We start from the raw sequence: 14253 nt of genomic DNA, 5'->3' as shown, positions 1-14253 counted from the left end.
AGTTTCGATTGCCATGTCCAACTCCAACTCGCCCTATGATCCCGATACCGACCTGAGCCTGACTCCGGAGGAGATCGAACGGCTCCCCTATCGTCCGGGTGTGGGAATCGTGTTGTTCAATCAGGATGGACAGGTCTTCACGGCGCAACGCATGGACATGGTCAGCGATGCCTGGCAGATGCCCCAGGGCGGCATCGATCCCGACGAGGACCCGCAAGCGGCGCTTTTCCGCGAGCTCGAAGAAGAAACCGGTGTACGCAACGCGGAACTGTTGGCCGAAAGCCGGGACTGGCTCAGCTACGACCTGCCCTACGACCTGGTGCCCAAGATCTGGCGTGGACGTTTTCGAGGCCAGCAGCAGAAATGGTACGCGCTGAAGTTCCTGGGCGATGAGGGCGAAATCGATATCGGCGGTCCGCATGCCGAATTCTCGAATTGGAGTTGGCGCCCTCTGCCCGAGACACCCCAGTTGATCGTGCCCTTCAAGCGGAAACTCTACGAACGGGTGGCGGACGAATTCGGCCATCTGGCCGAGCGGATCCGCACACGCGGAGCCTGAACTACAGATCGACCGGTATCACCCGGCAGCAGTGTTTCAGGCAGCAGCAGTGTTTCAGGCGGCAGCAGCCGTCGCGGCTTCAGCTTTTTGCTGCTTCGACTTCATGAGATGATAGGCCGCCTTCGAGAGCAGCTGCGCCGTGCGTCCGCGTGGATTCAGTCCAGCCGCCTTGCAGGTCATGGCAGCGGCCCGCTCGACACGGACCGGCTTGTAGATGGCAAGTGCCCGATTCATGTAAGCCTTGCTCCAGCGCTTGCGGTCATAGTCCTCGTTCGCTGGCGTATTGGCCGCATAATAGGCATAGGCCAGTTCATCATCCTCGGTCTCGCGCACGCGTCCCAAGGCGATCATCAGGCGCCGTATCTTGCCGATGCGCTCCTGGTCCAGATAGCGGCGCAGGTGCGTATAGAACAGCTTGTAGTGACGCAACTCGTCGGCGGCAATCCGCTGGCATATATCCTTCAGCACGGGTTCGTCTGTGCTGTCGGCCAGCGAGCCGTAATAAGAGGAAGTTCCCACCTCGACGATACAGCGGGCCACAAGCTCGCCACAGCGTGAACCGCGCACGGATGAGCTGGCATCCACATCGACAGTGAAGCCATCGCGGAATCGTTTTACGGCGCTGTCGAAATCGAACTCGGGATCGACCATTTGGGCCCAGCGGCCCAGCGCCTCGCCATGCTGCACCTCTTCCGATGCCCATTGGCGGGCGGCTTGCTGAAACTCGGTGTCATCACTGAAAACATTGCAGAGGTAGTCGGCATAATCATCGCCGTTGTATTCCACAAGGCTGGCAGCCTTGATCAACTTGACCATCTCGGTATCGATCTTGGAGCGATCGAAGCTGTTCCAGTCTATGTCATCGAGAGTCCAGTGCCCAGCCGACATGCTATCCGCCCTTCCTGAAGTCCATGAACCCCTTCTTACGTTCCCGCATATGTAGGAAAAAGCAGGATAGCTCGCAAGAGTGAGCTTCTATTCCCCTGGCGCGGCATCATGCGCCAAACTGGTTCTGCATATGACAGAACAAACAAAAACCGCCGCTGGCGTCCTGGCGCAAGCGGCGGCTTGTGCGGTGAACGCACGCCAGCTCAGAATGTCTCTAGCGCCCGCAGCTTTTCTTCCAGGACCTTGACCTGCTTTGCGGCTTCAGTCTTTTCAACCTCGTTCTTGGCGTCTTCCAGGTCTTCACGGGCATCCTTCAGAGCCCGCTCGGTCTCGCCACGATCAATGTCGTCATAGGCCTCGACACTGTCCGCCAGGACCGTGCAGCGTTCCTGTGTCACCTCGGCAAAGCCCCCGCCGACGAAGATGCGCCTACTGACCGTGCTGCGGTTTTCCTCATAAACGGAAATGACACCCGGCCGAACGGTGGAAATCATCGGGGCATGGCGGGGCAGGACACCGAAGTCGCCTTCAGCGCCAGGCACCACCACCATGGCCACTTCTCCCGCATGGAGAAGCTTTTCCGGTGAAACCAGTTCGAACTGCGTTTTTTCCATGACCTGCCGTCTCTATCCTGTCTGTCGGGCCTTGTGCTGCCTTGGAACTGCCGTCAGGCAGCCTCTTCAGCCAGCTTCCTGGCCTTCTCGACAGCCTTGTCGATCGTGCCGACCATATAGAAGGCGCCTTCCGGAAGGTGGTCGTACTCACCTTCCACCAGGCCCTTGAAGCCCTTGACGGTTTCCTCGAGCGGCACCTGCACGCCCGGAGAGCCCGTGAAGACCTCGGCCACGTCAAAGGGCTGTGACAGGAAGCGCTGGATCTTGCGTGCGCGCGAAACCGTCAGCTTGTCTTCCTCGGACAGTTCGTCCATGCCCAGAATGGCAATGATGTCCTGCAACTGCTTGTACTGCTGCAGTGTCTCCTGGACCTTGCGGGCCACGTCATAGTGTTCCTTGCCGACCACATCCGGCTCCAGGATGCGACTGGTGGAGTCCAATGGGTCAACGGCCGGATAGATGCCCAACTCGGCGATCTGGCGGCTCAGCACCGTGGTCGCATCAAGGTGCGCAAATGAAGTTGCCGGTGCCGGGTCGGTCAGGTCGTCGGCCGGCACGTAAATGGCCTGCACCGAGGTGATCGAACCCTTGTTTGTCGTGGTAATGCGCTCCTGCAGTCCACCCATGTCGGTGGCGAGCGTCGGCTGATACCCCACCGCGGAGGGAATGCGGCCCAGCAGTGCAGAGACCTCGGCGCCCGCCTGTGTGAAGCGGAAAATATTGTCCACGAAGAAGAGAACGTCCTGGCCTTCCTCGTCGCGGAAGTACTCGGCCACGGTCAGCCCGCTCAGGGCGACACGGGCACGTGCGCCAGGCGGCTCGTTCATCTGGCCGTAAATCAGGGCTGCCTTGGAATCGCCGCCATCGGTCTTGATGACACCGGAGTCCATCATCTCGTGATAGAGGTCGTTGCCTTCACGGGTACGCTCGCCGACGCCGGCAAACACCGAATAACCGCCGTGCGTTTTCGCGATGTTGTTGATCAGCTCCATGATCAGCACGGTCTTTCCGACACCGGCACCACCGAACAGGCCGATCTTGCCACCCTTGGCGTAAGGTGCCAGCAGGTCGATGACCTTGATTCCGGTTACCAGGATTTCTGCATCCGTGTTCTGATCCGCATAGGTCGGGGCCGAACGGTGAATCGGCGCCTTGCTCTTGGTCTTGAGCTCACCGCGCTCGTCAATCGGCTCGCCGATGACGTTCATGATGCGCCCCAGGGTCTCGGGCCCGACAGGAACCTCGATTGGCGTGCCCGTATCCGTCACCTCCTGGCCGCGCACCAAGCCCTCGGTGGCGTCCATGGCGATGGTGCGCACACCATGCTCACCCAGATGCTGGGCAACCTCCAGAACCAGGCGGTTGCCGTGGTTATCGGTTTCCAGCGCGTTGAGAATGTCCGGCAGGTCACCGTCGAACTGCACGTCGACCACCGGTCCCAGGACCTGGGTGATCTTTCCGACGAGGTTCTTGGCCATCGTGTCTGCTCCTTATCGTGCCTCTACTGCGATCCAGCACTGCCTAGACAGCGCTACATCGCCTCCTTGGCGGAGATGATTTCAATCAGTTCCTTGGTGATCTCGGCCTGACGCGTCCGGTTGTAGACGAGGGTCAGGTCCTTGATCATTTCCTCGGCATTCCGGGTCGCATTGTCCATTGCGGTCATCCGCGCCCCGTTCTCACTGGCGTTGTTCTCGAGGATCGCCTTGTAGATCTGCACCGCCAGGTTCCGCGGCAACAGCTCCTTCAGGATCTCTTCTTCATCCGGTTCGTAGTCATACACGAAGCCGGCCTGCTTTTCAGCCTGCGCCTCTTCCTCAGCCGCCTCCAGGCTTGCACTGTGCTCATCATCGAAGGGCACAAGCTGCTGACGGGTCACGATCTGGCTGATCGCCGACTTGAAGCGGGCATAGAAAAGCGTACAGACGTCGAATTCACCCTGATCGAATCGGGTCAGGACGTCCTGGGCAATGGCATGCGCCTTGTCGAAGCTCGGACGCGGCTTGGTGACACCCTCGATGGTTTCCAGGATATCGTCGCCATACTGCCGCCTCAACTGATCACGCCCCTTGCGGCCGATACAGATGATCTTGACCGTCTTGCCCTCAGACTTCAGCTGCTCGATATGCTTGCGGGCATCCCGCACGATCGAGCTGTTGAAGCCGCCACAAAGACCTCGGTCGGCCGTGGCAACGATCAGCAGGTGGACGTCGTCCTTGCCAGTGCCGGTCAACAGCTTGGGACCATTGCTGCCCTGCACGGAACCTGCCAGGGATCCGAGCATGCGGGCCATCCGCTCTGCGTACGGGCGCGATGCCTCGACCTGCTCCTGGGCACGGCGCAACTTCGCCGCCGCAACCATCTTCATGGCCGAGGTTATCTTCTGCGTCGACTTGACGCTGCTGATCCGGGAGCGGAGCTCCTTGAGGCTAGCCATATCGCTTCAACCGACTTTCCGTGACACAGGACCGATCAGACGTAGGTCTTGACGAAGTCTTCCAGGAAGGACTTCAGCTTCTCGTCGGACTCGCTCGACAGGTCCTTTTCCTTGCGGATCGTCTCCAGGATATCCTTGCCCTTGTCTCGAATCTCGTCGAGGTACTTGGCTTCGAAGTCCTGGACCTTGTTGACGGCAACGTCATCCAGGAAACCGCGCACACCGGCATAAATCACGCAGGTCTGCTCCTCGAACGGCAGGGGCCTGTACTGAGGCTGCTTCAACAGCTCGGTCAGGCGCGCACCGCGGGCCAGAAGCCTCTGAGTAGAGGCGTCCAGATCCGAGGCAAACTGAGCGAAGGCCTCCATTTCGCGGAACTGTGCCAGTTCCAGCTTGATGGTGCCGGCCACCTTCTTCATCGCCTTGGTCTGCGCGGCCGAACCCACACGACTGACCGACAAGCCGACGTTCACAGCCGGGCGCACGCCCTTGTAGAACAGGCTGGTCTCCAGGAAGATCTGACCATCGGTAATGGAGATGACGTTCGTTGGAATGTAGGCGCCCACGTCACCTGCCTGCGTCTCGATGATCGGCAGGGCCGTCAGCGAGCCTGCGCCGTGATCGTCGCCCATCTTCGCGGCACGCTCCAGCAAGCGGGAGTGCAGATAGAAGACGTCACCCGGGAAGGCTTCACGGCCCGGCGGGCGGCGCAGCAGCAGGGACATCTGGCGATAGGCGACGGCCTGCTTGGACAGGTCATCGTAGCAGATAACGGCATGCATGCCGTTGTCGCGGAAGTACTCGCCCATGGCACAGCCCGTGTAGGGTGCCAGGAACTGCAGCGGCGCGGCATCGGAGGCCGTCGCCGCCACCACGATGGAGTATTCCATCGCACCCTGCTCTTCCAGGGTCTTCACCAGCTTGGCCACAGAGGAACGCTTCTGACCGACCGCAACATAGATGCAGTAGAGCTTCTTCGATTCCTCGGCGTCCGCATTGGTATGCTTCTGGTTGATGAAGGCATCGACGGCAATCGCGGTCTTGCCGGTCTGGCGGTCACCAATGATCAGCTCACGCTGGCCACGGCCAATCGGGATCAGGGTGTCAATGGACTTGAGGCCGGTCTGGACCGGCTCGTGCACCGACTTGCGCGGGATGATACCAGGCGCCTTGACCTCGACCTGGGAACGCTGCTCGGTCTTGATCGGACCCTTGCCGTCGATCGGGTTGCCCAGGGCGTCCACGACGCGGCCCAGCAACTCCTTGCCGACCGGCACGTCCACAATGCGTCCCGTGCGCTTGACGGTATCGCCTTCCTTGATGCCCCGGTCTTCACCGAACAGAACGACACCGACGTTGTCGTTCTCCAGGTTCAGGGCCATGCCCTGAACGCCGCCCGGGAATTCGACCAATTCACCGGCCTGAACATTGTCCAACCCGTAAACACGGGCCACACCGTCCCCGACCGAGAGAACCTGGCCAACTTCGGCCACATCGGCATCGGCACCGAAATTCTCGATCTGCTCCTTGAGGATCGCCGATATTTCCGCGGCGCGGATGTCCATCACCCAACCCCTTTCATCGCGAACTGAAGTCTCTGCAGCTTATTCTTGATCGACGTATCGACCATACGGCTGCCAACCTTGACGATCAGACCACCAAGCAGGTCCGGATCGACTTTGACATTGAGCTGCACCTTGCCCCCCACCGACTTGGCGATGGTGTCGAGCAACGCTTTTTCCTGCGTTTTCGTCAGGGACGTGGCAGCGGTGACATCGGCACTGATCTCGCCGCGGCGGTGCGCCAGCTCGGCAAGATAGGCCTCGATAATCTCGGGAAGTGCAAACAGGCGGCGATTCTGCGCAATAACCAGAACGAAACGGCGCGTCAGGTCATCGACCCCGGCCTTCTCGAGGACTGCCTGCATTGCCTTGGCCTGCTGATCGCGCCCATAGAGAGGGCTGCGAATGAGGTTCTGCAGATCACTGCTTTCCTCAATCAGCTTCTTGAGCTCACGCAGATTCTCGGCCACGGCGTCGAGGGACTTCGCCTCGTCCGCCAGATCGAACAAAGCAAGGGCGTAGCGCCCTGCCAGACCGTCTTTGGAGGTCGTATTTCCTGCCAAACCCCAGTCGCTCCCCGGAAAGAAAACAGTCCGCAACATGCCTCTGGGCATGTTGAACCGCTCGCTTTCGCTAAAACCCCGTTCGCAGAGCACCGCTTCAATGAGGCGGCGCCTCTGCCTTGAGACCAAAAAATGAAACGCTTGAAACGGGTTTGCCCCCGTTCGTGCGAGCGGTTGGTATCACAGGGGCACGGGCAGTGCAAGCCGCGACGGTGGCATTTATCGTAACCGCGACACGGCCTCATCCCACCTTCAATTTATACGGGCTGCCGGGCGACTCACAATCTCTTCCGCGGGGCTTTGCTTGACGGAAAGCGAAGGTCAGAACAGACTGTGGATAACTTCCTGGGGGTGTCCTCATGCGACATGAGGGCTGAGAGTCCGCAATCACAAGGCGGAAACCCTTAGAACCTGATCCGGATCATGCCGGCGTTAGGGAACGGAAGGGACAGTCCGCGCGTGTTCGCCATAGCAAAGGCGGACGGATTCGCCTCTCCCTCACCCGTCCAGATCACGCCGGCGCAATTTGAGGGAGGATTACCTTGCGCCGACTTCCAGGCCTACTTGCAGGCCTTTTCCTGCTTTTATCGACCGCTGCCGCCCACGCCCAAAGCGATGAACCGCTCGAAGTCCTGCTGGACTGGTTCGTCAATCCCGACCACGCGCCCCTGATCGTGGCTCAGGAGAAAGGCTTCTTTCAGGATGCCGGGATCGAGGTTCGCTTCACCGAACCGGCCGATCCCAACGATCCGCCCAAGCTGGTGGCTGCGGGACGGGTCGACCTGGCCGTATCCTACCAGCCCACCCTGCACATCCAGGCAGCACAGGGCCTGCCCCTAGCACGCATCGCCACACTGGTGGCCACGCCGCTGAACACCCTTCTGGCATTGGAGGATGGTCCGATAGAACGGATCTCCGACCTGAAAGGGGGCAAGGTCGGCTACTCCGTGGGCGGTGTCGAGGAAGCGGTCCTGGGGGCCATACTCGCGCGGCACGGCCTGTCCCTCGAGGATGTCGAACTGGTCAATGTGAACTTCTCGCTCAGTCCCGCCCTGCTGAGTGGGCAGGTCGACGCCGTCATCGGCGCCTACAGGAACTTCGAACTGAACCAGCTGGATATCGAAGGCGCGCAAGGCCGTGCCTTCTATGTCGAGGAGGAAGGCGTGCCTGCCTATGACGAACTGATCGTCCTGGCGAACCGCGACAATCTGGAGGATCCGCGCCTGTCGTCCTTCGTCGAGGCTTTGGAGCGTGGTGTCCAGTATCTGATCAATCATCCGCAGGAAAGCTGGGAGCTCTTCATCGGCTACAAGGATGATCTGGATGACGAACTCAATCGGCGCGCCTGGGCCGACACCCTGCCCCGCTTTGCCCTGCGCCCGGCGGCCGTGGACTGGGCGCGCTATCGCCGCTTTGCCGCCTTCCTTGAGCAAGCCGGCGTCATTACCGACCCCCCACCGCTCAGCGACTACGTCACAGACCTGTCCCGCGAGCAAGGAGAGCAGCCATGACCTCTACAAAGGATTTCGAAACTTTCCTGAATGCGAATCCGAACGCTGCCTTCCATGACTGGCTGCGCGAATCGGCCGAACCCTACTGGACAAAGGCAACGGCGCACCGCTTCACCGAGGAACTGGCGGAGGGCACCCTGGATCCGCAGATCTGTGCCCGCTACCTGGTCCAGGACTATGCCTTCGTCGACAGCTTCGTCAGCCTGCTCGGCTACGCCGTGGCCTATGCCCCGTCCATGCCGCAGAAGCGGCCCTTCGCCGGCTTCCTGGCGGCCGTGACCAGCGAGGAGAACGATTATTTCCTGCGCTCCTTCCAGGCCCTGGAGGTTCCCGAATCTGAGTGGCGCAGCCCCCAACTTGCGCCCGTCACGGCCAAACTGCTCTCGGTCCTGCAGGACTCGGGGCGCAGCGGCTCCTACCCGCTCGTGCTGGCAACGCTGCTGGCGGCTGAATGGAGCTACCTGACATGGGGCCTGGCCTGTGGCGATCGCCGGCCTCAGGAATTCTGGATGGCGGAGTGGATCGACCTGCATGCCGTGCCAGAATTCGAGCGTTTCGTCACCTGGCTGCGCGACGAGACCTCGCGCGTCGGTACAACGGCACCGCCCGAGGTGCAGCAGCAGATGTGCCGGACCTTCTGCCACATGATGGAACTCGAGGAGCGTTTCTTCGATCATGCCTATGAACCGGAGGCGGGATGTTAGAGACGGCCCGCAGTGTTCACTGGGCGCTGAGCTGGTCAGGAAGTCCGACCTTCCTGCCGCTTCATCCAGTCCAGGATCAGTCGGGCAACCTGCTCCGAATTCCTGTCCAGCATGGGTAGGTGCGTGTTCCCGGAATGACCGAGCTGCGGCAGGTCGAGCACCTCGACCTGACCGCTGTTCGCGCTCACAGCCTCAGTGTAACGTTCGGCCTCAGCCCGGATCTTCGGCCAGCGGCCAAGCGGGTCCAGCGCAATATTGTCGCCCCAGACCACCAGCTGGGGAATCTGGCAGGTCCGCTCCGCTGCCTGCCCCATCGCCAGGGGCTCGACGGAAATCAGCATCTCCACATGATGCGGAGACGTTCCGCATAGGCATGGCTGTACTTGCAGCCCGCAGAATGGGCGAGCAGGACGAATGAGCCGATACGCGTCTGCAGCGCCTCCAATGCCTCCATCACCCCTTGCCCCATGGGCAGCCAGAAGGGGCTGAAGCGGCTGGCGAAGGCCGGCCACTGTTCAATGGGAAACTGGCAGTTCGGCAGCAGCCGTAGTTCGGGATCCTCCGCGCGCGCCCCGGCATCTGCCGCAATCCTCATGGTCCCGAGCGGTGTGTCGTAGCTGAAGCATTCCGGCTCCCCGTCGCGAAACCCTTCATACGGCAGGAAGCCGGCACGACCGCGTTCGGGAGTATCCGTATTGTAGACGTCATGGCCTGCATGCGCGAAAAGATTGACCCAGCCGGGGCGGCCGTCAGGAGTGGTTTCGAAGGTGGTTCCCGAAAGGCCGCCGCCATGCAGGAAGACAACCGGAACCTCCGAACGGCGCGCTTCCGGTAGCAGATACTGCACGTACATCTGATCCGCCAGATAGCGGCCATTGCGATCCCACGGTATTGGCGCCTCGGGATTGCCGGTATCCACCATGCGGACATCCTGGCCGGACACTTCGAGCCTGCGACCACCGACATGGAACGAGCCGAAATCGCGAAGTCTCAGTGGCTCACTCATGTCGTCCCTCCCTGCCTTTTGGGTCTCGCCTGTCGGGTCCCCGCAATCATGTTGGAACGCGACACCAAAAAGCAAAAACCCCGCGGCATGATGAACTGCCGCGGGGTCTTGCCGTCCTGCTTCGACGTCGGGCGTCAGCCGGCGTCGGACACCTGCTTGGCCTTGTTGACCAGAACCTCAGCCTGCTTGATGGAGGCGATGTCGATCAGGCGGCCGTCAAGTGTGACCGCACCGCGGCCTTCCTTCTGTGCCTGCTCCATGGCTGCCAGGATCTTGTTGGCCCGCTCCACGTCCTTTTCGCTGGGTGCGAAGAGCTCGTTGGCCAGCTCCAGCTGCGACGGGTGGATGGCCCACTTGCCTTCGCAGCCCAGGACGGCCGCGCGCAACGCCTGGGCCTTGTAGCCTTCCTTGTCCTCGATGTCGCCGAAGGGGCCGTCAACGGGACGCAGGCCATTGGCACGGGCAGCGACAACCATGCGGGCAATGGCATAGTGCCACATGTCACCCCAGTGGAAATCGCGGTTGCCCGAACCATCGTCATCGGTCAGCACGCCATAGTTCGGGTTCGGCCCGCCGATGTTCGTGGTCATGGCACGCGTCGAGGCGGCATAGTCGGCCACGCCGAAGTGCAGCGATTCGTTGCGCTTGCTGGCACCGGCAATGGCATCGACGTTGGCCATGCCCTGGGCGGTCTCGATGATCATCTCGAAGCCGATGCGCTTCTTGCGGCCGACGGCCTGCTCGCACTGGGTGACCAGCATGTCGACGGCATAGATGTCCGCGGCCGTTCCGACCTTGGGAATCATCATCAGGTCCAGGCGCTCGCCAGCCTGCTCGATGATATCCACCACGTCACGGTACATGTAGTGCGTGTCCAGGCCGTTGATGCGGACCGAGAGGGTTTTCTTGCCCCAGTCCAGGTCCTGCAGGGCCTTGATGATGTTCTTGCGCGCCTGTTCCTTGTCATCGGGCGCCACGGCATCCTCGAGATCCAGGAAGATCACATCGGCCGGCGCATCCGCGGCCTTCTCCAGGAAACGATAGTTGCTGCCAGGAACCGCCAGCTCACTGCGGTTCAGGCGGGCAGGGGCCTGCTCGATCGGTGTAAAGCTCATCTCGGGGTCCTTCCTCTTCCTTCATCGGGGGTTGCCGTGACTGTGGGGACAGCACTTCTGTTATCGCACGCGATCCAATTCCTGTCGCGTTTAGCAAGTGGTATTACCAATTTCAACCGTTCCGCTCCGGCTTGCCCATGCCCCGGGCCAGGGGATGATGGCCATGGACAAGCGTTTTCAGGCGTTCGTTCAGGACATGGGTATAGATTTGCGTGGTCGAGATGTCGGCATGGCCCAGCATCTGCTGCACCGAGCGCAAGTCAGCGCCATGGGCCAGCAGGTGGCTGGCAAAGGCATGGCGCAGCACGTGGGGCGAGACCCGGGCGGGGCTGATGCCCGCAGCGACCGCAAGCTCCTTGAGCATTTGCCCGACCCTGTGCCGGGTCAGGTGCCCGCTGGCCGAACGCGAGGGGAACAGCCAGCGCTCCTGTCCGGGCCGGCGCAGGAAGTGTGCGCGCACGTCCTTGTAGTCTCCAAGTGCATCCGCCGCCGATTCGTTGAGCGGCACCATCCGTTCACGCCCACCCTTGCCATGCACGATAAGCACCTGGGGATCGCGGGCCACGGCGGCGTATGGCAGGCTGATCAACTCGCTGATGCGCATGCCGGTGGCATAGAGCAGTTCCAGCACCAGGTTGAGCCTCAGGTCTTCGGGCCTGTTTCCTTGCTGGGCCGCCGTCATGAGACGGTCCACTTCGGCCTCCTCCAGGACTTTGGGCAACACCCGTCCCTGGCGCGGCGATTCCAGCTTCAGCGCCGGATCGTCCCCCCGCCGTCCTTCGGTGAAGAGGAAATGATAGTACTGACGCAGGCTGGACAGACGCCGGGCAGAGGTGCGTGGCGCCATGCCGGCTTCAGACAGCTGCGTGAGATAGGCGCGCAGATCCTCGCCCGCTGCATCCTGAAGCTTCACCCCTCGCGCGGAAAGGAAAGCCTCCAGGTCACAGAGATCACGGCGATAGGCCTCGAGCGTGTTCAGGCTGGCGCCGCGTTCGGCCACCAGCATTTCCAGGAAGCTTTCCAGTGATGGCGACAGGGAAAGAGCAGCGGCCTTGCGTCCGGGTTTGCGTGCCATGGCCTCCGCCGCCTCCGTGCCCCCTAGAGTCCGCGTGTGACCAGGGCATCCATGGCCAGCTGCCGCGCTTCCCGCGAAAAGCCCAGTTGGTTAAGCGCTGCCAGGGCTTCGCTCAGGGAACGCGTGGAGATATCCGTCATGCGCCCCTGTCCGAAAACCCGCAGGCTGAGCAGCAGGCCCTCTCCACGCCGATCCTCCTGCACGGCACGGCGCAGGCGCGCGCTGGCATTCTCCAGTCCCCCGCGTCCCGACACGGCTTCCTGCGCGCGCTCATAGAACTGCAACAGGGCGCGCGTCCCCTCGCGTCCGGCACCGCGCGAAACACGCGTTTCCGCCCAATCGGTTCCCGTCATGCCGGGATCAAGACCCTCCAGTCCGGCCAGCCGCAACAGGGGCCAGAGCTCCACCAGGCTGGCCTGTGCCTCGGATCCGTTTCCGGTACGCCGCACCACCTCCATCCAGGCGCGGGCCCGTTCGAAGTGACCGGTCAGCAGGGCAACCCGCACTGCGGTCGGCGCCAACCAGGCAACTGCCGGTTCCGGATCCATCTGTTCAAGTACGGGCAGTGCAATTTCAGCAATCTGCGGCTCCAGGTCCACCTGGCGGGCCGAGTCCATCAGTGCCTGGAGCGCCTCGCCACGGGCCTCGGGGGTGCTGGCACGGCGAAGGGCCTGATAGTACAGGGCGCGTGCCTCTGGCCCCTCGGCCTGACTCGCCTGGCGCAAGGGATCGCCGCCCCCGTCGTCCCGTAAAGAGGATGCAGCATAGGCCTCTCTCAGAAGCCGCAGGGGCAGGACGCCGCGACGGGCCGCCTCCTCGGCCAATCGTTGGCGCTGGTCCGCTTCCAGTCCCTGAAGCAGGACGCCCCCGGCCATCAGCGAAGGCGCAAGGTCCTCTGGTACCAGGGCCTCGCCCGCCCCCATCCAACGCAGCAGCGCCAGGTCCAGCGCAGAAGGCTCGGAAAGTCGCGGCACATCACCCACGCCCAGAGCGGCATCGGCCAGGTTCAGGAAACCCCTGTCGCTGCTGCCAACCTCACGCTGCAGGCCTATTCCGATACCGGCAGCACTCTCCTCTCCATTGCGTATCTGGCAATAGATCTGCGCCTTGGGCCAGAAGGTCCGGCTTCGGTGCAGGGACAGCGCGCGCCGCACCATGGGGCAGGCGGCCTCGGGTTCATCGGCGAGCAGGGCTGCCTCGACCTGCAGCTGGGCCAACTCGGGAGCCTTCTCGAGGCCCGGAATCTGGACCAGCAGATTCACCAGGTTGTCGTATTCTCCCAGAGCCATCAGCAACTGAGCGCGCGCATCAAGAAGCTCCGGCTGGTCGCTGCTTTCACCCTCGCGCGGCGGACGGGCAGAAGACAGCAGCAGGCGGCGTATCAGATCGCGCGCCGCGGGATTGCGCTGACCGCGCGGCTGCTCGCGCAGCAGTTCTATGATGTCTCTACGCTGGCTGCCCTGCCAGAGATCCAGGCCCAATCCACCGTTGCCTGCTGCCAGGGGGCCCAGCGTCTCGGGCAAGCGATCGTTTAGTTCATCGACCAGGATACCGCCGCGCAGCCGTGTCTGCCCCTCGGCGGAACCGCTGGGTTGAGGGGAACGATCCGGGCTGCGCCAGCTGTTCTCGTTGCCGAATCCATCACGTTCGCCGCGCCCTTGCGCAGGCATGTCTCTGGATCCTGACCCGTATCCGTCGTTCGAATTCGGCAGGCTCCAGCTGTCATTCGAACGATCGCTGTCCGGTGCCCTTCGTTCCGAGCGCGAGGAATCGCCCTCCGGAAACAGACTGCGCGGGCCGTCCTGAGCCAGAACCGAGGATCCTGCGAACAGCATCGCAATCCCCAGGCCTGCGATCAGGGCCAGTCGCTGTCCTCTGCGTGACAGACCTGCGCTGGCACAGTTAGCCTCAGCGGCCAAAACGGTCCTCCGGAACTTCCTTCTCGATCGTCTCGGTGGGCGGCGGGATGTCCACGGCCATCAGGGCCACCGCTCCTCCGCCGATGAGAAGAAGCAAGAGAAGAATAAGTACGACGCCGACTCGACCCATAAGGACTTCCCGATGTATTGATGGAAAGGTGAAGCTTTTCAAATTCACCGACAGCCTGTCTTTTGCAGGCCAGAATGATGGATTTTGATCCTGGATGCTAGGTTTTGACTGTGGCCAAACTGCGGCATATCCCCTGCCAGGGACGGTGCGACAAGATATCGGTGAAGTAC

Annotated in this window: 15 protein-coding genes and 1 riboswitch; of the genes, 3 read left to right on the top strand and 12 right to left on the bottom strand. The window is 62.0% G+C overall.

Going from position 1 to position 14253, the window contains the following annotated elements:
* Nucleotides 1-13: 13 nt before the first annotated feature.
* On the top strand, nt 14-559 hold the full coding sequence (locus tag G502_RS0111195; RefSeq protein WP_022728756.1) for an RNA pyrophosphohydrolase: 546 nt from the start codon (nt 14-16) through the stop codon (nt 557-559).
* 54 nt (nt 560-613) lie between these two features.
* Here G502_RS0111195 and G502_RS0111190 read toward each other — a convergent pair whose 3' ends face one another.
* The 6 genes from G502_RS0111190 to G502_RS0111165 form a co-directional block, all read right to left on the bottom strand.
* Nucleotides 614-1447 (bottom strand): acyl-ACP desaturase, encoded by an 834-nt coding sequence (locus G502_RS0111190; protein ID WP_022728755.1) that lies wholly within the window; start codon nt 1445-1447, stop codon nt 614-616.
* A 203-nt stretch (nt 1448-1650) separates the two neighbouring features.
* A complete protein-coding gene (locus G502_RS0111185; RefSeq protein WP_022728754.1) occupies nt 1651-2061 on the bottom strand; it encodes a F0F1 ATP synthase subunit epsilon in 411 nt (136 codons plus the stop codon).
* A gap of 53 nt (nt 2062-2114) precedes the next feature.
* A complete protein-coding gene (gene atpD / locus G502_RS0111180) occupies nt 2115-3539 on the bottom strand; it encodes a F0F1 ATP synthase subunit beta (RefSeq protein WP_022728753.1) in 1425 nt (474 codons plus the stop codon).
* A gap of 53 nt (nt 3540-3592) precedes the next feature.
* On the bottom strand, nt 3593-4498 hold the full coding sequence (locus G502_RS0111175; protein ID WP_022728752.1) for a F0F1 ATP synthase subunit gamma: 906 nt from the start codon (nt 4496-4498) through the stop codon (nt 3593-3595).
* A 35-nt stretch (nt 4499-4533) separates the two neighbouring features.
* Nucleotides 4534-6063 carry a F0F1 ATP synthase subunit alpha gene (gene atpA / locus G502_RS0111170; protein WP_022728751.1) on the bottom strand — a complete coding sequence of 510 codons (1530 nt, stop codon included), beginning with the start codon at nt 6061-6063 and terminating at the stop codon, nt 4534-4536.
* Entirely contained in the window at nt 6063-6623 is a 561-nt protein-coding gene (locus G502_RS0111165; RefSeq protein ID WP_040488180.1) for a F0F1 ATP synthase subunit delta, read from the bottom strand. The genes atpA and G502_RS0111165 overlap by 1 nt, the downstream gene beginning before the upstream one ends.
* Nucleotides 6624-6960: 337 nt before the next feature.
* Nucleotides 6961-7079, top strand: a riboswitch (TPP riboswitch).
* A gap of 86 nt (nt 7080-7165) precedes the next feature.
* Between G502_RS0111165 and G502_RS0111160 the strand changes: the two genes are divergently transcribed.
* Together G502_RS0111160 and G502_RS0111155 are read left to right on the top strand one after the other, a co-directional pair.
* Nucleotides 7166-8134, top strand: coding sequence for an ABC transporter substrate-binding protein (locus G502_RS0111160; protein ID WP_022728749.1), 969 nt, complete (start codon nt 7166-7168; stop codon nt 8132-8134).
* Entirely contained in the window at nt 8131-8838 is a 708-nt protein-coding gene (locus G502_RS0111155) for a TenA family protein (RefSeq protein ID WP_022728748.1), read from the top strand. Before G502_RS0111160 ends, G502_RS0111155 begins: the two co-directional genes overlap by 4 nt.
* Nucleotides 8839-8873: 35 nt before the next feature.
* Here G502_RS0111155 and G502_RS21500 read toward each other — a convergent pair whose 3' ends face one another.
* The 6 genes from G502_RS21500 to G502_RS22445 form a co-directional block, all read right to left on the bottom strand.
* Nucleotides 8874-9185 carry an alpha/beta hydrolase family protein gene (locus tag G502_RS21500; RefSeq protein ID WP_162140973.1) on the bottom strand — a complete coding sequence of 104 codons (312 nt, stop codon included), beginning with the start codon at nt 9183-9185 and terminating at the stop codon, nt 8874-8876.
* Nucleotides 9173-9844: an alpha/beta hydrolase family protein gene (locus G502_RS19825; RefSeq protein WP_051152170.1), complete on the bottom strand. Its 672-nt coding sequence runs from the start codon at nt 9842-9844 to the stop codon at nt 9173-9175. The genes G502_RS21500 and G502_RS19825 overlap by 13 nt, the downstream gene beginning before the upstream one ends.
* Nucleotides 9845-9978: 134 nt before the next feature.
* Entirely contained in the window at nt 9979-10959 is a 981-nt protein-coding gene (locus G502_RS0111145) for an HpcH/HpaI aldolase/citrate lyase family protein (protein WP_022728747.1), read from the bottom strand.
* Nucleotides 10960-11071: 112 nt separating this feature from the next.
* Nucleotides 11072-12034, bottom strand: a complete 963-nt coding sequence (xerD, locus tag G502_RS19820) for a site-specific tyrosine recombinase XerD (protein ID WP_022728746.1) — start codon at nt 12032-12034, stop codon at nt 11072-11074.
* 23 nt (nt 12035-12057) lie between these two features.
* Nucleotides 12058-13953, bottom strand: a complete 1896-nt coding sequence (locus G502_RS0111135; protein WP_022728745.1) for a hypothetical protein — start codon at nt 13951-13953, stop codon at nt 12058-12060.
* Nucleotides 13943-14083, bottom strand: a complete 141-nt coding sequence (locus tag G502_RS22445; RefSeq protein ID WP_022728744.1) for a hypothetical protein — start codon at nt 14081-14083, stop codon at nt 13943-13945. The genes G502_RS0111135 and G502_RS22445 overlap by 11 nt, the downstream gene beginning before the upstream one ends.
* Nucleotides 14084-14253: the final 170 nt, after the last annotated feature.

This window comes from Fodinicurvata sediminis DSM 21159 (genome assembly GCF_000420625.1).
Classification (GTDB): Bacteria; Pseudomonadota; Alphaproteobacteria; order Kiloniellales; family DSM-21159; genus Fodinicurvata; species Fodinicurvata sediminis.
The sequence above is the reverse complement of the archived record's forward strand: the minus strand, read 5'-3'. Positions and strand labels throughout refer to the sequence as shown.

Coding starts and splice junctions, on each gene's coding strand:
- G502_RS0111195 (WP_022728756.1), top strand. CDS start 14: ATGTCCAACTCCAACTCGCCCTATGATCCCGATACCGACCTGAGCCTG.
- G502_RS0111190 (WP_022728755.1), bottom strand. CDS start 1,447: ATGTCGGCTGGGCACTGGACTCTCGATGACATAGACTGGAACAGCTTC.
- G502_RS0111185 (WP_022728754.1), bottom strand. CDS start 2,061: ATGGAAAAAACGCAGTTCGAACTGGTTTCACCGGAAAAGCTTCTCCAT.
- atpD (WP_022728753.1), bottom strand. CDS start 3,539: ATGGCCAAGAACCTCGTCGGAAAGATCACCCAGGTCCTGGGACCGGTG.
- G502_RS0111175 (WP_022728752.1), bottom strand. CDS start 4,498: ATGGCTAGCCTCAAGGAGCTCCGCTCCCGGATCAGCAGCGTCAAGTCG.
- atpA (WP_022728751.1), bottom strand. CDS start 6,063: ATGGACATCCGCGCCGCGGAAATATCGGCGATCCTCAAGGAGCAGATC.
- G502_RS0111155 (WP_022728748.1), top strand. CDS start 8,131: ATGACCTCTACAAAGGATTTCGAAACTTTCCTGAATGCGAATCCGAAC.
- G502_RS19825 (WP_051152170.1), bottom strand. CDS start 9,844: ATGAGTGAGCCACTGAGACTTCGCGATTTCGGCTCGTTCCATGTCGGT.
- G502_RS0111145 (WP_022728747.1), bottom strand. CDS start 10,959: ATGAGCTTTACACCGATCGAGCAGGCCCCTGCCCGCCTGAACCGCAGT.
- xerD (WP_022728746.1), bottom strand. CDS start 12,034: ATGGCACGCAAACCCGGACGCAAGGCCGCTGCTCTTTCCCTGTCGCCA.
- G502_RS22445 (WP_022728744.1), bottom strand. CDS start 14,083: ATGGGTCGAGTCGGCGTCGTACTTATTCTTCTCTTGCTTCTTCTCATC.